The sequence below is a fragment of the Mycobacterium sp. UNC410CL29Cvi84 genome, from assembly GCF_000686745.1.
Lineage (GTDB): Bacteria > Actinomycetota > Actinomycetes > Mycobacteriales > Mycobacteriaceae > Mycobacterium > Mycobacterium mucogenicum_B.
Window position 1 is genome coordinate 235,797 of the sequence record NZ_JMLM01000003.1, and the last position, 16,475, is coordinate 252,271.

The 16,475-nt window shown below is 67.5% G+C and carries 16 protein-coding genes; 5 read left to right on the forward strand and 11 right to left on the reverse strand.

Going from position 1 to position 16,475, the window contains the following annotated elements:
- The 5 genes from BR47_RS0107170 to BR47_RS0107190 are packed head-to-tail and all read right to left on the reverse strand — an operon-like array spanning position 1 to position 5,921.
- A complete protein-coding gene (locus BR47_RS0107170; RefSeq protein WP_029119052.1) occupies positions 1 to 1,044 on the reverse strand; it encodes a zinc-binding dehydrogenase in 1,044 nt (347 codons plus the stop codon).
- Positions 1,044 to 2,624, reverse strand: coding sequence for a dipeptide ABC transporter ATP-binding protein (locus BR47_RS0107175; RefSeq protein WP_029119053.1), 1,581 nt, complete (start codon positions 2,622 to 2,624; stop codon positions 1,044 to 1,046). Before BR47_RS0107175 ends, BR47_RS0107170 begins: the two co-directional genes overlap by 1 nt.
- Positions 2,621 to 3,460 (reverse strand): ABC transporter permease, encoded by an 840-nt coding sequence (locus tag BR47_RS0107180; RefSeq protein WP_029119054.1) that lies wholly within the window; start codon positions 3,458 to 3,460, stop codon positions 2,621 to 2,623. Before BR47_RS0107180 ends, BR47_RS0107175 begins: the two co-directional genes overlap by 4 nt.
- A complete protein-coding gene (locus tag BR47_RS0107185) occupies positions 3,457 to 4,407 on the reverse strand; it encodes an ABC transporter permease (RefSeq protein ID WP_029119055.1) in 951 nt (316 codons plus the stop codon). The genes BR47_RS0107180 and BR47_RS0107185 overlap by 4 nt, the downstream gene beginning before the upstream one ends.
- Positions 4,404 to 5,921, reverse strand: a complete 1,518-nt coding sequence (locus BR47_RS0107190) for an ABC transporter substrate-binding protein (protein WP_029119056.1) — start codon at positions 5,919 to 5,921, stop codon at positions 4,404 to 4,406. Before BR47_RS0107190 ends, BR47_RS0107185 begins: the two co-directional genes overlap by 4 nt.
- 195 nt (positions 5,922 to 6,116) lie before the next feature.
- On the opposite strand from BR47_RS0107190, the gene cspE reads away from it, so the two are divergent.
- Entirely contained in the window at positions 6,117 to 6,320 is a 204-nt protein-coding gene (cspE, locus tag BR47_RS0107195; RefSeq protein WP_020101067.1) for a transcription antiterminator/RNA stability regulator CspE, read from the forward strand.
- A 159-nt stretch (positions 6,321 to 6,479) separates the two neighbouring features.
- Here cspE and BR47_RS0107200 read toward each other — a convergent pair whose 3' ends face one another.
- Positions 6,480 to 7,169, reverse strand: a complete 690-nt coding sequence (locus BR47_RS0107200; protein ID WP_029119057.1) for a GAP family protein — start codon at positions 7,167 to 7,169, stop codon at positions 6,480 to 6,482.
- A gap of 216 nt (positions 7,170 to 7,385) precedes the next feature.
- On the opposite strand from BR47_RS0107200, the gene BR47_RS32955 reads away from it, so the two are divergent.
- Positions 7,386 to 7,532, forward strand: a complete 147-nt coding sequence (locus BR47_RS32955; protein ID WP_155987059.1) for a hypothetical protein — start codon at positions 7,386 to 7,388, stop codon at positions 7,530 to 7,532.
- 10 nt (positions 7,533 to 7,542) lie between these two features.
- Here BR47_RS32955 and ligD read toward each other — a convergent pair whose 3' ends face one another.
- Entirely contained in the window at positions 7,543 to 8,568 is a 1,026-nt protein-coding gene (gene ligD / locus BR47_RS0107210; RefSeq protein WP_029119058.1) for a non-homologous end-joining DNA ligase, read from the reverse strand.
- On the reverse strand, positions 8,568 to 9,620 hold the full coding sequence (locus BR47_RS0107215) for an ATP-dependent DNA ligase (protein WP_029119059.1): 1,053 nt from the start codon (positions 9,618 to 9,620) through the stop codon (positions 8,568 to 8,570). Before BR47_RS0107215 ends, ligD begins: the two co-directional genes overlap by 1 nt.
- 58 nt (positions 9,621 to 9,678) lie before the next feature.
- Between BR47_RS0107215 and gluQRS the strand changes: the two genes are divergently transcribed.
- Complete coding sequence (gluQRS, locus tag BR47_RS0107220; RefSeq protein WP_029119060.1) at positions 9,679 to 10,560, forward strand: tRNA glutamyl-Q(34) synthetase GluQRS; 882 nt, start codon at positions 9,679 to 9,681, stop codon at positions 10,558 to 10,560.
- 195 nt (positions 10,561 to 10,755) lie between these two features.
- On the opposite strand, the gene BR47_RS0107225 is transcribed toward gluQRS, so the two are convergent.
- From BR47_RS0107225 to tgt, 3 genes are read right to left on the reverse strand one after another with little or no spacing between them, the layout of a single operon-like run.
- On the reverse strand, positions 10,756 to 11,595 hold the full coding sequence (locus BR47_RS0107225) for an SDR family NAD(P)-dependent oxidoreductase (protein WP_029119061.1): 840 nt from the start codon (positions 11,593 to 11,595) through the stop codon (positions 10,756 to 10,758).
- Positions 11,596 to 11,618: 23 nt separating this feature from the next.
- On the reverse strand, positions 11,619 to 12,848 hold the full coding sequence (locus BR47_RS0107230; RefSeq protein WP_029119062.1) for a cytochrome P450: 1,230 nt from the start codon (positions 12,846 to 12,848) through the stop codon (positions 11,619 to 11,621).
- Positions 12,849 to 12,890: 42 nt separating this feature from the next.
- A complete protein-coding gene (gene tgt, locus BR47_RS0107235; protein ID WP_029119063.1) occupies positions 12,891 to 14,117 on the reverse strand; it encodes a tRNA guanosine(34) transglycosylase Tgt in 1,227 nt (408 codons plus the stop codon).
- A 180-nt stretch (positions 14,118 to 14,297) separates the two neighbouring features.
- Between tgt and BR47_RS0107240 the strand changes: the two genes are divergently transcribed.
- Both BR47_RS0107240 and BR47_RS31960 read left to right on the forward strand, forming a co-directional pair.
- Positions 14,298 to 14,789: a lipoprotein LpqH gene (locus tag BR47_RS0107240; protein ID WP_020099430.1), complete on the forward strand. Its 492-nt coding sequence runs from the start codon at positions 14,298 to 14,300 to the stop codon at positions 14,787 to 14,789.
- 142 nt (positions 14,790 to 14,931) lie between these two features.
- The gene (locus BR47_RS31960; protein WP_177127347.1) at positions 14,932 to 16,470 is read left to right on the forward strand and encodes a PE-PPE domain-containing protein; all 1,539 of its coding nucleotides are present in this window, start codon (positions 14,932 to 14,934) and stop codon (positions 16,468 to 16,470) included.
- Positions 16,471 to 16,475: the final 5 nt, after the last annotated feature.

The window sequence follows — 16,475 nt, forward strand, 5'->3', positions numbered from 1 at the left end:
TCACGCCAGGCGGGGGTCGATCAGCGTGACTCCCACGGGGCTGGCGGCGCCGAACTCCGGCAGCAGGCGCGCGCCTTCGGCTAGCCCCACCACCCGCTCGACCAACGCCTGCGGGCGCAACTTGCCCGCCGCAACCTGGCCCAGCATCTCGGGGTAGTCCGCGCTGGCCATGCCATGCGAGCCCAAAACATCCAATTCCCAAGCGATTACGCGATCCATGGGTACCTGCGGATGCCCGTCGACATTGGGCAGCAACCCCACCTGCACATGGCGCCCCCGCCGGCGCAGGCTGTGGATCGCATCGGCGCACGTCCCGGCGGTGCCCACCGCGTCGACCGCGACATGGCTGCCGCCGCCGGTGATCTCGTGCACCGCGGGCGCCACGTCGGCGCCGTTGGCGAGGACGGTCTCAGCCGCCCCGAGGCTGCGCGCGAGTTCCAGTGCGGCCGGGGTGCGGTCGACGGCGATGACGTTGGCGCCGGCGGCGGCCGCCACCTGGACGGCGCTGAGGCCCACGCCCCCGACGCCGATCACCGTGACCCACTCGCCGGGCTTGACGTCGGCACGGGCCCGCAGCGCGCGGTAGGCGGTGGCGAACCGGCAGCCCAGCGCAGCCGCTGCGGCATCATCGATATCTTCCGACACCGCAACGAGATTCGTGTCCGCCGCGTGCAGCGCCACGTATTCACCGAACGAGCCCCAGTGGGTGAAACCCGGCTGGGTCTGGTCGGGACACACCTGCGCCTGGCCGCCGGCACACCATTCGCAGGTGCCGCACCCGCACACGAACGGTGTGGTGACCCGGTCACCGACCTGCCAGCGCCGGACGTCGGCGCCGACGGCGACCACTTCTCCGACCAATTCATGCCCCGGCACGTGCGGGAGGGCGACGCCGTCGTCGTGCCCGGCCCAGGCGTGCCAGTCGCTGCGGCACAACCCGGTCGCGTGCACCTGCACCACGACACCGCCGGGCGACGGCGTCGGGTCGGCAACCGACCGGACGTCCACCGGCCCACCGAATTGCTCGAAGATCACCGCGCGCATCAGGTCATCGTTGCACGCCCCGGACGCGCCGGAGGCACAGCGGCGAGCAACGCGCGCGTGTACTCATGCTCCGGGTGCGCGAACAACTCGGCGGCAGAGCGGTATTCCACCGTTTCGCCCCCGCGCAGCACCAGGACGTCGTGGCTCATCCGCTCGATCACGGCCAGGTCGTGGCCGATGAACAGGTAGGTCAGGTCACGTTCCTGCTGCAGTCTCGTCAGCAGGTCCAGCACCTTGGCCTGCACCGAGACATCGAGTGACGCCGTGGCCTCGTCGAGGATCAACAGCTCGGGCGCCACGGCCAGCGCCCGGGCGATGTTGACGCGCTGCCGCTCACCGCCCGACAGTTCGTGCGGATACCGTGCCGCATAGTCCGCCGGCAGCTCGACGGAGTCCAGCAACTCACGTACCCGCGCCCGCCGGTCCCCTTCCGCCAAAGGCTCGGCGATCGAAAGACCCACCGGAATACGGGGATTCAGCGACGAGAACGAATCCTGGAAGACCAGACCGATCCGGCGGCGTACCGCCTTGCGGTCCCGGCGCTTGACCGTCAGCACGTCGGTGCCGTCGAGGAGTGCGCGACCGCCATCGGGCGCGACCAGACCGGTCAGCGCGGCCGCCACGGTCGACTTCCCCGAACCCGACTCCCCCACCAGCCCGAGCGTCGTCCCCCGGCGGATGCGGAACGACACGTCCTTCACCGCGTGGACCACCATCCGGCCCGTCGGCGTGCTCACGGGAAACCTGACATCCAGATCGGAGACGTCGAGCAGTGTCGGGGTGTCCGGGACGTCGCGGGCGGGATGCCCCAAAACCGGCCTGGCATCAAGCAATTCGCGGGTGTAGGCCTGCTGCGGCGCATCGAAGATCGCGTCGACCGGTGCCTGCTCGACGGCCTCGCCGCCGCGCAGCACGGTGACGGTGTCGGCGACCTCGCCGATCACCCCCAGGTCGTGACTGATCCACACCACCGCGGTGCCGAAGTCGCGCTGCAGCTCCCGCACCAGCTCGATGATCTGGGCCTGCGTCGTGACGTCGAGGGCCGTCGTCGGCTCGTCGGCGATCAGCAGCTCAGGGTCGCAGGCCAGGGCGATCGCGATCATCACCCGCTGACGCTGGCCACCCGAGAGCTGATGCGGATAGCTGCGCAGCCGCCGCCCCGGGTCGGGCAGGCCGACGGCCTCCAGGAGTTCCAGGGCGCGCCCGCCGGCGCGCCGGCGGGTCAGATGCCGATGTGTCTCAAGCGATTCGGTGATCTGCCGTTCGAGGGTCAGCAGCGGGTTCAGTGAGGTCCCGGGATCCTGGAAGACGAAGCCGATCCGGCCGCCGTGCACGCGCCGCAACGTCCGCGCCGGGGCGCCGACGAGTTCCTGTTGTCCGGCAAGGACACTCGAGCCGGCCACGCGCGCACCGGGTGCGTCGACCAGTCCGGTCGCGGCCAGCACCGTCGTCGACTTCCCCGAACCGGACTCGCCGACGATGCCGAGCGTCTGCTCGGGCTCGACCGCCAGCGAGACACCGCGCACGATGTCCCGGCGCCCGATCCGGACGGACAGGTTGTCGACCGACAGCACGCTCATGATCGCCGCCGTGCCTCGATCATGGTGCGCTGCTTGGGATCCAGGACATCGCGCAGCCCGTCTCCGAGCAGGTTGCACGCCAGCACGATGACGACGATCGCCGCGCCGGGGAACACCGCCATCCACCAGGCCAGGGTGACGAAACCCTGCGAATCGAAGATCATCCGGCCCAGTGACGGCTGCGGCGGCTGGATGCCCAGCCCGAGGAAGGACAGCGCGGCCTCGGACAGGATGGCGAACGCCAGCGACAGCGAGGTCTGGACGATGAGCGGACCGGTGATGTTGGGCAGGATGTGCCGGGCCAGGATGTAGGCCGTCCCGGTGCCCATCGTGCGCGACACCGCCACGTAGGGCTCCTCGCGCACCGCCAGGGTGCTGGCCCGCGCCACCCGCGCGAAGATCGGCACGTAGACAATGCCGATCGCCGCGATCGTCGTGCCCAGGCCCGGACCCAGCACCGCGACGATCGCCATGGCCAACAGCAGCACCGGGAACGCGAACATCACGTCGACGACCCGCATCACCACGGTGTCCAGCCAGCCACCGCGGTATCCGGCCAGGACGCCCAGCGCCGTGCCGACCAGGGCCGCGCACACCACGCTGACCACCGCGACCGTCATCGACGCCTGCAAGCCCGTCAGCACCCGGGACAACACATCGCGGCCCAGTTCGTCGGTGCCGAACCAGTGCGCGCCACTCGGCGGCCGCAGCGCCTGCGGTACGTCGACGTCGTTGATGCCGTACGGCGCCAGCCAGGTGGCACCCAGTGCGACCACGACAGCGACGACCACGATAGCGGCGCTGATCACCGTGACGGGATTGGTGGGCAGCCTCATGACAGCCGAATCCGCGGATCGACAAGCGCGTACAGCACATCCACCACCAGGTTGACGGCCAGGAACAGGACCGCGATCAGCAGCACGGCGCCCTGGATCACGGGGTAGTCGCGGGCGGCCACCGAGAGGTAGACCAGCCGGCCCAAACCCGGCCAGGCGAACACCACCTCGACCACGATGACGCCACCGAGGATCGTCGCCAGCTGGATACCGGTGATGGTGAGGATGGGCACCAGCGCATTGCGCACGACGTGCCGCAGCGTGATCACCCGTGGCGACAGGCCTTTCGAGCGCGCGGTCCGGACGTACCCCATCGCCGACACCTCCAGGACGGCGGAGCGGACGTAGCGCGTCATGATCGCCGCGGCCACCAGACCCACGGTCAGGCCCGGCAGGATCACGTGGCGCAACCAGCCCGTCGGATCGTCGAACAGCGGCCGGTAGCCCGATGTCGGCAACCAGCCCAGCGTCGTGGAGAACAGCGAGATGAGCAGGATGCCCAGCCAGAAGTCCGGCACGGACACCCCGAATTGGCTTGTGATCCGGACGATCACGTCGCTGAGCCGGCCCTCGTGCGCGGCGGCGTAGATGCCGGCGGGCAGCGCGATCGCCAGGGCCAGCACGATGCCGACCACGGCCAGGGAGACGGTGGCGGGCAACCGCTCGGCCAGCACCTGGGCCACCGGGTCGCCGCTGCGGAAGCTGACGCCGAGGTTGCCCGCCGCGGCATGGCCGAGGTAGCTGACGAATTGGGCGGGCAGTGGCCGATCCAGACCGCTCGCGTGGCGCAGGGCGTCGTACGCCTCGGGCGTGTACCGCGTCCCCAAGGCGATGCGCACCGGGTCACCGGGGACCAGATGGGCCAGGGCGAACACCACGATGAGTACGCCCACCAGGACCACCAGTGAGTAGACGAGCCGACGGGCCAGGAACCGCAGGATGGTCATGTCCGGTCACCGCCGAGGACCGCGTCCCGGAACCGAATCGCCTTGTCGCGCCTGGCCTCATAGCCGGTGAGCCGCGGTGACCACGCCTGGACCACCGCGGGGTTGTACAGGTAGAGGTAGCTCACCTGGTCCGCGATGAGCGTCGCCGCCTGCGTGTAATCCTGGTGCCGCGCTTGCTGATCGGTCTCGGTCCGGCCGGCGTCCAGCAGCGCGTCGACGCGCGGGTCCGAGAATTTCTGGGCATTGCTCGCACCGCCGGTGTGGTGCTGCGCGTAGTAGAAATCGTCGGGGTCGATGTTGCCGAGCCAGCCCATCATCAGCATGTCGAAGTGGCCGCTGTGTTGTTCGTCGAGCCACGTCCCGAAATCGACGGTGCGGATGGTGACCCGGATGCCCAGCGGCGCAAGGTTGTCGGCGATCACCTGGGCGGCGGTCACCGTCTGCGGGTACTCGCTGGTGACCAACAGGTCCATCGCGGCCGGCGCCGAGCCGGCCTCCCGCAGTAGCGCTTTGGCGTGCTCGATGTCGTAGCGGTACTTGTCGTAGGGCGTGTACCACGGGTTGCCCTGCGGGATCGCGAGCTGATTGGCCTGCGCCGCACCGTAACTGGTGGCCTGCACGATCGACGCCCGGTCGACGGCGTACGCGATGCCCTGCCGCACCCGGACGTCCTGCCACGCCGGCCGGGCTTCATTGAGCGCCAGGTACCAGTAATCATTGCTCGGCGTCACCGCGAGGTGGATCGAATCGTCGCCCCGCAGCTGGGCGACCCGCTGCGGCGGCACCGTGTCGGTCCAGTCGATCTCACCGGCCTGCAGCGCCGACAGCGCCGTCGACGGCTCGCTGATGAAGCGGAACGTCACACCCGGAATCCGCGGGGCGCCGGCCCAGTAGCGCGGATTTGCGCGCAGCGTGATCGCATCTCCACTGCGCTGGCTGACGAACGCGAACGGCCCGGTGCCGATCGGGTGGCTGGCGATCTGCCCGTCCTCGACATTGCGGCGCTGCACGATCGCCACACCCTTGAACCCGCCGAGATTGGTCAGCAGATTCGGCGTCGGGTGGGCCACGGTGATCCGGACCGTGTGGTCGTCGGCCGCCGCGACGTCGGTGACAGCGCTGAGCTTGTCGGCGTTGGCGAGCTTGCCGTCGATGATCCGCCGGTAGGAGTAGACGACGTCGGCCGCGGTGAGGGGGCTGCCGTCGTGGAACGTCACCCCGGGGCGCAGGTGGAACGTCCAGGTCCGCTGATCAGGCGTGACATCCCACGACTGCGCGAGGGCAGGCCGCATGGTCAGATCGGCGTCCGGCTCCACCAGGGTGTCGAAGACGTTCTCGAGAACCTCGAAGGAGAAGTACGCGCTGGTCTTCTGCGGGTCGAGTTGGTCGGGTTCACCGGAGATCGCCGCGATGAGGTATCCCGCGTCCCGGCCCAGGTCAACGCGCTGTGCGGGCGCGCAGGCCCCCGCCATGACGACGGAAACGACGGCGAGCACGGCTGCCACCAGTCGCATGTCCGTCACTTCCGTACCGGGGCCGGCATGAAGCGGAGGCCGGCGCACTCCTAGTGGTCCCGTACCCAGCGCGATGCCGGTTCACACCTGGCATCGATATGTGCAGTTCAGGGTGCGGAGCGATATCGAACTGAGCTACGATGCCCGCGGACGTTTTCTTCCTAACGTCCTGCTCTACATGAGAGAAGTTGGTATATGCCACAGGGAACTGTGAAATGGTTCAACAGTGAGAAGGGCTTCGGCTTCATCACTCCCGACGACGGCTCCAAGGATCTGTTCGTCCACTACTCGGAAATCCGTAGCAACGGTTTCCGCACCCTCGACGAGGGCCAGCGGGTCGAGTTCGAGGTCGGTCAGGGCAGCAAGGGCCCGGCCGCAACCGGAGTCACCGCGGTCTAACTAAGCCCGTAAAGCTCAGTGGGCTGGTGCGGAACGCTTCGCACCAGCCCACAAATCTTTCTTCACACTGTCGGCGGATGCTCAGCGATTTGACCTGAGCATTCGCTCGGCAGCGCGCACGGGGTTTCTCCGGCCCATTGCGGTTGAGCCGCGCGCTTCCTAGAGCCACCCGAGCGCACGCGCGCCGTTGTGGAGCACCATCGCCCCGATGACGACCATGATCACGGCCATCAACGCGGCGTTGTTCTTCTCCATCCAGTCTTTGAGTCGCCGCATCGTGTCATCGAGTCGGGCACCGGCGATGGCGTAGGCCAGTGTCGGGATCGCCACTGTCGACGCGGCGACGATCACGAAGAAGGCCGCAGCCAGCCAGTCACCCTCGATGCCGAGCCCCGCGGTGCCGATCGCCAATCCGGCTGGCACACAGATCAATACGACGTCGGGGCGCACCACGACCAGCGCCACGCCCATCGCCGCCGCACGGGCCGGGGTGACGGTCGCGATCTTCTTCATCCAGCCCGGTGAATCAGTGCTGTTGTGCCGGGTGAACCAGCGATAGACGCCGAAGACGATGAGCGCGGCGCCCAGCACCACCCGCAGCCACGAAGCCCATTCGGGCGGCGACTTGTGGTCATGGTGCGCGCCGCCGAGCAGATGCGAGGCCTGGACGCAGACGGCCGTCACCACGGCCAGCCCGACGGCCCAGCCGGCGAGGAACGCCAGACCTGTCGGCCGGGGTCGCGGCGCCTGCAGGACCAACACCGCCGGGATGACGGTGATCGGCGACAGCGCCACCACCAGTCCGAGCGGTACCAGCCCGGTCAACACGGTGCCCCAGCTTCCAGTCATGGGCAGCAATCTACCCAGTGGATGGCCTCGGGGCCCACACGAACGTCAATATGCGCAGACGCACGATCTCAGCGAACTTGTTCGGCGATTTTTGGCTACTAAACCGTGCCGACCGGTAGGGTGCCGGTTACCAGGTGATATTCATGCTTACGAGGTGGCATCGTGCGACAACAGCAAAATATTTCAGTTGGCGTCAGCGACTCGTCGGGACACCAGTTGAATAGTCGTTTTGCGCCCGGGAAACCGCTTCGCTACCTCGCCGTGCTGGCACTGATGGTCCTGGGAACGGCGCTCGGCTGCGGCACCGACGATCTGCAGGCACTGCCCAGCCCGCAGGGCGCGGCGCACACGTGTTCCCCGTGATCACCTCGCCCTAGGACCCCTTGAGGTCCCGGTCCTTGCTCGGCTGCACCCGCTTCGGCTCCCCCGGCATCTTGGGATAGTTCGGCGGATACGGCAGATCCCCCAGCCCCCGGTCCTCATCGGCCTGCACCATCTCGAGCAACGGCTCCAGGGAATGCGCCACGTCGTCGATGTGGGCCCACGGATCGTCACGCTCTGCGAGCAGCTTCGGCACGGTGGCCATCGTGTAGTCATCGGGATCGGCGTCGGCGAGCTCCGCCCAGGACAGCGGCGTCGACACCGTCGCGATGGGCGTCTTGCGCACCGAGTACGCCGAGGCGAAGGTCCGGTCCCGCGCGTTCTGGTTGTAGTCGATGAACAGCCGCTCGCCGCGCTCCTCCTTCCACCACGACGTCGTCACCGCATCAGGCGCGCGCCGCTCCACCTCACGGGCCAAGGCGATACCGGCCCGGCGCACGGCGATGAAGTCCCACTCCGGCTTGATCCGGACGAAGACGTGGACGCCGCGGCCGCCCGACGTCTTCGGATACCCGGTCAGGCCGAGTTCATCGAGGATCGGTTTGAGCACACCGGTCGCGATCTCCCGAGCCTCTTTGAACCCGGTGCCCGGCTGCGGATCGAGGTCGATGCGCAGTTCGTCGGGGTGCTCGACGTCCGGGCAGCGCACCTGCCACGGGTGCAGCGTGATGGTGCCCATCTGCGCGGCCCAGATGATGGCCGACGGGTGGGTCACCTTGAGCGCGTCGGCAGTGCGGCCCGACGGGAAGGTCACGGTGCAGGTCTTCAGATAGTCCGGATGCTTTACCGGAACGCGCTTTTGGTAGATCTCCTCACCCTCGATGCCGTCAGGGAACCGTTGCAGGTGGGTGGGCCGGTCCCGCAGCAGCGTGACCATCCGCTCGGCGACGGCGAGGTAATAGTCGACCATCGTGCGCTTGGTGCCCTTGCTCCCGAGCTGCGGGAAGTACACCTTGTCGGGGTTGGTGAACCGGACGGCGACGCCATCGACGTCGAGTTCTTCTGCGGCGCTTGCCATCACGAATTCTCCAGGACGTCATACAGGTCGTAGTTCAGCGGTACGTCGAGTTGGTCGAAGGTACAGCTCTGCGGGTCCCGGTCCGGGCGCCAGCGCCGGAACTTCACCGTGTGCCGGAATCGTCGGCCGTGCACGCTGTTTCCCTCCATCTGGTCGTATGCCACCTCGCATACCCGCTCCGGGCGAATCGGAATCCACGTCTTGTCGGCCGCCGAATTCCAGCGACTCGGTTCACCGTCCTGCGCGTCACCGGTGCGCAGTGGCTCCAGTTCCGCCAGCAGCGCGATGCGGTCCTTGACGGTGAAAGACGCTGCGCCACCGACCATGTGGAGATTGCCTTCATCGGTGTAGAGACCGAGGAGGATCGAGCCGATGCCCTCACCACTCTTGTGGATGCGGTAACCGATCGCCACGCAGTCCGCGTCCCGGGCGTGCTTGACCTTCACCATCTCCCGCTTGCCCGGCAGGTAGGCGCCGTCGAGGCGTTTGGCGATCACGCCGTCCAGCCCCGCACCCTCGAACGTGGTCAGCCAGTGCGCGCCCTGTTCGGGGTCCTCGGTGGCCCGCGTGACGTGACACCACTGTTTCTCGTTCACCAGGTCCTGCAGCGCGGCGCGGCGGACGCGGAACGGCTCGGCCAGCAGACTGCGGTTGCCGTCGGCCAGTGCGTCGAATCCGATGAAGTGCGCCGGCGTCTGCTCGGCCAGCATCTGCACCCGACTGGCGGCGGGATGGATGCGCTGGCTGAGCGATTCCCAATCGAGCCGGATGCGGCCGTTAATCTCCCGCGGCACCACCACCTCGCCGTCGAGCACACAGCGCGGTGCGATCTCGTCCTGCAGCGCCGCGAGCAACTCGGGGAAGTACCTGCCCAGCTCCTTACCGTTGCGCGACTGCAGCACCACCTCGTCGCCGTCCCGGAACACCAGGGCGCGGAACCCGTCCCATTTCGGCTCGTAGGACCACAGCCCCGCCTCGTCCGGTACCTTCACGGCGGCCTTGGCCAGCATCGGGTCTATCGGTGGCTGCACGGGTAGGTCCACGGTTTCCATACTCACGTAGACCGGCGCGGGTGGGCAATCTCATCGCGCGGCGCGTTACATTGCGGTCGTGTCCCATTCCCCCGCCGGCCGGTTCGCGCCGAGCCCGTCCGCCGATCTGCACATCGGCAACGTGCGGACCGCGGTGCTGGCGTGGTTGTTCGCGCGGTCCACGGGCCGGCGGTTCCTGGTACGCGTCGAAGATCTCGATGACCGCACGTTCCCCGATGTGGCGCAGCGGCAACTTGACGACCTGGCGGCCGTCGGGCTGACGTGGGACGAGCCGCCGGAATACCAGGCCTCACATGAGGGCCGGTATCTCGCCGTCGTCGACGAACTCACCGCCCGCGGCCTGACGTTCGAATGTTTCTGCAGCAGAAAGGACATCCTGCAGGCACCGCGCGCACCGCATGCGCCCGAAGGTGCATACCCGGGCACCTGCCGGAACCTCAGCGACGACGAGCGCGCCGAGCGCCGCGCCGCAGGCCGACCGCCGGCCATCCGATTGCGTTCGGACACATACGAATACACCGTCACCGACCTGCTGCACGGACCGTACACGGGCGTCGTCGACGACTTCGTGCTGCGCCGCGGCGACAACGTCCCGGCCTACAACCTGGCCGTCGTGGTGGACGACGCCGCCCAGGGCATCGACCAGGTGGTCCGTGGCGACGATCTGCTGCCGTCATCGCCGCGACAGGCGTATCTGGCTGCGCTGCTGGGTTATTCGCAGCCCGTCTACGCGCACGTGCCCCTCGTCCTCAACGCCGAGGGCAAGAGGCTGGCCAAACGCGATGGCGCGGTGACGGTTTCGGAGATCGGCGCGGGGGCGGCGTTGGCGCAGATCGCGGCGTCACTCGGCTATACCGCCACGACAATCGACGGCATGCTGGCGCAGTTCGATCCGCAACGTCTACCCCGCGAACCCTGGATCTTCCCCCAGCTCAGTTGACTGTGCGTCTACGCACATCGCTACTCGAACTTTTGCTGGGTCAGCGCAATCTCAACTGCCGCAGGGGAATTGCTAGTCAAATGCTCAGCGCGTGGGTGGGTAGACCAAGTACTTCTCGCGGACGTCAGAGGTCCCTGACTGCAACAACCGCCGACAGATCGCAACCACGATTGCAATCAGGTACTTCAGCAGGTCCTACACCCGGCGGGGCACTCCGAAGACCTTGGCCAGGATGAAACCGCGCACGGACGCCGGGATGTTCGTCATCAGGGCGGCTTGCAGCTTGGGCCCCAGCCCGACGATGTACCGCGCCCTGGGCCGCCGCGCGGTGAGCGCTTCCTCCACCACCGCAACGACTTTCGCCGGGTCGACGGCCATCTTCTGCGACAGCGGCACCATCTTCTTCATCCCGGCGATGTGCTTGCCGTACAGGGCCTGGTGCGCGGGCGAGACGCCGGCCTCGAGCTCGGTGACCATGTCGTCGGCCTTGCGCCACATGTCCGTATCGGTCTGCGCGGGCTCCACGACCACCACCGGAACGCCCCAGGGCCGCAGTTCGATTCGGAGCGCCTCGGCGCCGGCTTCCAGCGCGAACTTCGATGCCGCATAGGCACCGATCATCGGCGTCGACAGCTGACCGTTGACGCTGGAGATGAACACCACACGGCCTCGGGACTCCCGCAACTTGGGCAGCACTGCCGCCGTCACGGCGAACTGACCGACCACGTTGACGTCCAACTGCTTCCGCCAGTCCGCGGGGGTCAGCGTCTCGACGGGACCGGCGACGACGATGCCGGCGTTGTTCACCACGGCGTCGAGCCGGTCCGGCAACGCCGCCGACAGGGCCGCGACATCATCTTCGGAGGTGACATCGAGGATCACCGCCGAAATCCGTTGCGGAGCCAGCGCCACGACCGCGGCAGCGTCGGCCTTGCTGCGCACTCCGGCGATGACATCCCACCCAGTGGCGGCGAGGTGCTGGGTGATGGCCAGCCCGATACCGCGGCCGGCACCGGTGACGAGAACTGAAGGCATGTTCGCGAGAGTAATGGCCGGGATCAAACGGTGACGGGCAGGGTCGCCAGGCCCCGCAGCGTCAGGTTGGGCTTGTAGACAGGTTCACCCGCCAACTGCGCGTTCGGGAATCGCGCCGCCAGCGCCGAAAGCGCAACGGACGCCTCCAACCGGGCCAGCGGCGCGCCGAGGCAGAAGTGCGGACCCTTGCCGAAGGCCAGGTGCTTGATCACACCGCGGTCGGGGTCGAATTCGCCGGGCCGGTCGTACATGTGCGGATCCCGTTGCGCGGCAGCCAGAAGCAGCATCATGATGTCGCCCTTGGGCACCGCCACGCCACCGATCTCGATGTCCTCGACGGCGACGCGGCTGGTCAGCTGCACCGGCGGATCGAACCGCAACGTCTCCTCCACGATCGACGACGCCCGCGACGGATCCGTCGCCAGCGCCGCCCAGTGCCGCGGGTTCCGCAGCATTGCCAGGGCCGCGTTGGCGATCAGGTTCACCGTCGTCTCGTGCCCGGCGATCAGCAGCAGATTGCAGGTCGCCACGATCTCTTCGGAGGTCAGTTGGTCGCCGTCTTCTTCGGCGGCGATCAGCGCGGAGATCAGGTCCTCCCCCGGCGAACTGCGTCGCTGCTCGATGAGGTCCCGCAGATATCCGCGCAGCCAGAGACCGGCCTCCATCAGGTCGGTGTTGTCCTCGGCCGCCTCGTCGCCCGCTGCCACGAAGGGATCCAACCCACCGGCCAGCAGCGCCGACGCCCGGCTGAACAGCGGCTCGTCGGCCATCGGAACGCCGAGCAGCCGGCAGATCACCGCGACCGGCAGCGGGTAGGCCAGGTCGGCCACCACGTCCATCGTGCCCGTCACGCCCTCGAGCAGCCCGTCGACCATGGTCGCGATGTCGGCCTCGAGGGCCTTGATCACCTTGGGCGCGAACGCCTTCTGCGCCAGCCCGCGGAGCCGGGTGTGATCCGGCGGATCGAGGAAAAGGAAGCCCGGCTCACCGAACGGGCGGGCCGGCCGCTGGCCCGCGGCGATCTGCTTCTGCGTCACCGTCGACTTCAACCGGTCGTTGGCCGATGCCGGGTGCCGCAGCACCTCGTCGCACTCGGCAAAGCCGGGAAACACGACCAGGTTCGCATCGGGCAGCGCCAGCGGCCCGACCTCGAGGAATCGCTCGTACAGCGGGTACGGGTCGGCCCGGTTGCCCGGATCCATCAACCCGAGAAGCAGCGTTTGCGGGTCGATCACTCCGGGCGCTCCAGTCATACCGCCAATTGTGCACAGCTCGGGATCGTCGCAGGTGGCCCGCTATCGGGACCCGTAGTAGCGCCCCAGCACGTGGTCCCGCAGTTCGTCGAACTCACCGGCGATGATGGCGGCGCGGATCTGGTCGACGAGCCGGATGATGAACCGCTCGTTGTGGATGGTGCCCAGCGTGGACGCCAGGATCTCCTTGGCCTTGAACAGATGGTGCATGTACGCCCGCGTGTAGTTGGCGCACGTGTAGCAATCACATTCGGCGTCAATGGGATTGAAATCCCGCTTGAACCGCGCGTTGGTGACGTTGAAGCGGCCCGTGGCCGAGTACATCGCGGCGTTGCGGGCGACCCGCGACGGCGAGACGCAGTCGAAGGTGTCGGCGCCGGCTTCGATGGCGGCGAACAGATCATCGGGCTCACTGATACCGAGGAGGTGCCGCGGCTTGTCGTCGGGCAGTTCGTCGGTGACCCAGCCGACGATGGTCGCCAGGTTCTGTTTCTCGAGCGCACCACCGATGCCGTAGCCGTCGAAGCCGTGCCCGTCCTCGTCGACGATGCCGACGAGCCCCTTGGTGGCCTGCCGGCGCAGGTCCTCGTACTGCGCGCCCTGCACCACCCCGAACAGTGCCTGCGCCGGCTTGCCCGCGCGTTCGATCGTCAGCCGACGGTGTTCGGCCAAGCACCGCACAGCCCAGCGGTGGGTCCGTTCCACCGAACGTTCTTGATAGGCACGGGTGTTCACCAGGGTGGTCAACTCGTCGAAGGCGAAGATGATGTCAGCGCCGAGCTGGTGCTGAATGCCGATCGACACCTCCGGCGTGAACCGATGCTTGTCACCGTTGAGGTGCGAGCGGAACGTCACCCCATCTTCGTCGACGTGGGCCAGCCGCTCTTTTCCTTCGGCAATGATGTCGTCGGCCTGCAACCGGGCCGTGTCCATGGCCAGCACCTTCTTGAAGCCCACCCCGAGCGACATCACCTGAAAGCCGCCGCTGTCGGTGAACGTCGGCCCGGGCCAGTTCATGAAGGCGCCGAGCCCGCCCGCTTCGTCCACCACATCGGGCCCCGGTTGCAGGTACAGGTGGTAGGCATTGGACAGAAGTGCCTGCACCCCAAGTGATTTCATGGTCTCCGGCAGAACGCCCTTGACCGTCGCCGCGGTACCGACGGCGATGAACGCCGGCGTCTGGATGTCACCGTGCGGCGTATGGATCACCCCGGCACGGCCACGCCGATCCGGCAGCTGCGCGGTGACTTCGAAGAACTGCTGACTCACCGCTGTATTCAATCAATTCCCCGCGCCGACACCCGAATGCCGGCTAACTACGCGGAAACAAACAGGTCAGGACGGTTACAGGGATTTTCTGTGAATTTGGTGAACAGGCCGTTGGCGAACCCCATAATGCACTGGATGACCCGCCGTCCGGACGGTTCGCACAAATTAGGAGCACAAGTTATGAAGCGTGGTTTGGTTGTCGCGGTCGCAGGTGCCGCGGTTCTGGCCGCCGGCCTGACCGGCTGTTCCAAGGACGACAAGAAGTCCTCCGGCTCGTCGGCCACCGCATCGGCCTCCGCGTCGTCGGCTGCGGGTAACTCTTCTGCCGGATCGGGCACTGCGAAGGTCAGCATCGACGGTAAGGCCCAGGACGTCCAGGGCCAGATCGGCTGCACCACGGCAGCCGGCAACGTGGTCATCGCCATCGGCAACGCTTCGGGCGGGCTGGGCGTCACCCTGACCGACGCCGACCCGCCGGTCGTCAAGACCGTCGGCCTGGGCGCCGTCAACGGCGTCACCCTGGGCTACACCGACGGTGTCCCGGGCGGCGAAGCCAAGGCCACCAAGGACGGCAAGACCTACAAAATCAGCGGCACCGCCACCGGGGTCGACATGGCCAACCCGATGGAGCCCACCAAGAAGCCCTTCGAGATCGAGGTGACCTGCCCCTAGCGGGTCCCACACACCGACACGGGTGGTGTTCCGGATGCCGGAGCACCACCCGTTCTGTGTTCGGCGGAGAAGTTGCAAATTCCCGTCTAAAGGCCTGGTCGCGGGAGTACCGTCCGGTTCACGCCTAGCCGGGGGAGCGCCGATGTCAGTGCAGATGTGGCCAACCAGAAGTCCCGCCGTTCGCGGTGTGCCGCGCGTCTTCCTGTTGGTGGCGCTGTGCTGTGCACTGCTGGTGAGTCCCGCCACCAACATCACGTCGAGCTTCGTCGTCGGCCTGATGAACACGGTGATCGGCATCGGCGGGCGCGGCGACCCCACCTCCGCCAATATTCCGGCCAAGCTCAACCACACCGTGGTGCCGCCCGGCTACGCCTACCTGCCCATCAACTACCCGGCGTCGATCCAGCTGTCGGCGAGCACGACCGTCTCCGGGCCGAAGGTCTACAACGCCATCACGTCCCGGCCCGGCGAGCAGCTGATCGTCGCCGGCTACTCGGAGGGCAGTCTCGGCGCCGAGTGGGCCAAACGCCGGCTCCTGGCCAATGGCACCGGCCCCGCACCCTCGCAACTGTCGTTCGTGATGATCGGCTCGCCCTTCGCCGGCAACGGCGGCATCTTCGAGCGGTTCCCCGGCATGAATGTGCCCTTCATCGTCAACAACCAGGGCCCGTCCGCGCCGTCGCCCTACGACACCACGTTCTACACGCGTGAGTACGACCCCTACGCCGACTTCCCGGCGTATTTCAATCCGCTGTCGTTGGCGAACAGCCTGCTCGGCGTGATGTACGCGCACCCCGACGCGTACTACGACTCGTACATCCCCGGCACCACGCCCGCCATCATCACCGTCGTGCCCGACAACGGTGCGGGCGGGACGGACACCTACGTGTTCATCAAGACTCCCGACCTGCCGCTGCTGGTGCCGCTGCGCATCGGTGCCGGTGCCATCGGATTGACGCCGTTGGTCAAACCGCTGCTGGACGCTGTCGAGCCGCTGCTGCGGGTGTTGGTCGACATGGGCTACACCGACCGCGAGAACCTGAATCCGGCCAAGAAGACACCGTTCTCGTTGTTCACTCCGCTGTCGAAGATCGTCGAGACGCTGAACGCGATACCCGGTGCCCTGCAGGAAGGCGCCAACAACTTCGTCGACGACATCCGGTCCCAACTGCACCTGCCTCCGCTGGCGGCCACACCGACGGCTACTCCCCCCGTGACCACTCTGGACGCCTCCGCCAAGAAGACCGCGGCGCTGGCGCCGGTGGCGGCGACCGTCGAGGACAAGCCGGCGGCGAACACGAAGGTCGACGAGCCGGACACCAAGACCGACGTGAAGACCGACACCAAGTCCGACGTCAAGAGCGAGCCGGCGCAATCGCCCGCCGCGACGCCGGCCACCGACACCGATCAGAAGCCGGCAGACGCCACCGAGCCGGAGCCGAAATCGACCAAGCCCCAAGTAGATCCGGACACACCACCGGCCAAGTCGACGAAGCCGAAGACCGATCCCGACGCACCGCCGGTGAAGGTCACCAAGCCGAAGAAAAAGAAGAATGCGCCCACCACGGGCACGGATGCGGACACCCCGAACGACGCACCGAAGGCCGGGCCCAAGACAGGCACCAAGGCCGGACCAAAGGACGCCCCCAAGACGACCGAGTCCAGCCCAGCCGCAGCCTGAGTCGC

What these genes read in the sequence shown, in the direction of transcription:
- BR47_RS0107175 (WP_029119053.1), bottom strand. Translation starts at nt 2,624, where the DNA reads ATGAGCGTGCTGTCGGTCGACAACCTGTCCGTCCGGATCGGGCGCCGG.
- BR47_RS0107190 (WP_029119056.1), bottom strand. Translation starts at nt 5,921, where the DNA reads ATGCGACTGGTGGCAGCCGTGCTCGCCGTCGTTTCCGTCGTCATGGCG.
- BR47_RS0107230 (WP_029119062.1), bottom strand. Translation starts at nt 12,848, where the DNA reads ATGACTGGAGCGCCCGGAGTGATCGACCCGCAAACGCTGCTTCTCGGG.
- BR47_RS0107225 (WP_029119061.1), bottom strand. Translation starts at nt 11,595, where the DNA reads ATGCCTTCAGTTCTCGTCACCGGTGCCGGCCGCGGTATCGGGCTGGCC.
- BR47_RS0107215 (WP_029119059.1), bottom strand. Translation starts at nt 9,620, where the DNA reads ATGGAAACCGTGGACCTACCCGTGCAGCCACCGATAGACCCGATGCTG.
- BR47_RS0107180 (WP_029119054.1), bottom strand. Translation starts at nt 3,460, where the DNA reads ATGAGGCTGCCCACCAATCCCGTCACGGTGATCAGCGCCGCTATCGTG.
- ligD (WP_029119058.1), bottom strand. Translation starts at nt 8,568, where the DNA reads ATGGCAAGCGCCGCAGAAGAACTCGACGTCGATGGCGTCGCCGTCCGG.
- BR47_RS0107185 (WP_029119055.1), bottom strand. Translation starts at nt 4,407, where the DNA reads ATGACCATCCTGCGGTTCCTGGCCCGTCGGCTCGTCTACTCACTGGTG.
- BR47_RS31960 (WP_177127347.1), top strand. Translation starts at nt 14,932, where the DNA reads ATGTCAGTGCAGATGTGGCCAACCAGAAGTCCCGCCGTTCGCGGTGTG.
- BR47_RS0107200 (WP_029119057.1), bottom strand. Translation starts at nt 7,169, where the DNA reads ATGACTGGAAGCTGGGGCACCGTGTTGACCGGGCTGGTACCGCTCGGA.
- BR47_RS0107240 (WP_020099430.1), top strand. Translation starts at nt 14,298, where the DNA reads ATGAAGCGTGGTTTGGTTGTCGCGGTCGCAGGTGCCGCGGTTCTGGCC.
- BR47_RS0107170 (WP_029119052.1), bottom strand. Translation starts at nt 1,044, where the DNA reads ATGCGCGCGGTGATCTTCGAGCAATTCGGTGGGCCGGTGGACGTCCGG.
- cspE (WP_020101067.1), top strand. Translation starts at nt 6,117, where the DNA reads ATGCCACAGGGAACTGTGAAATGGTTCAACAGTGAGAAGGGCTTCGGC.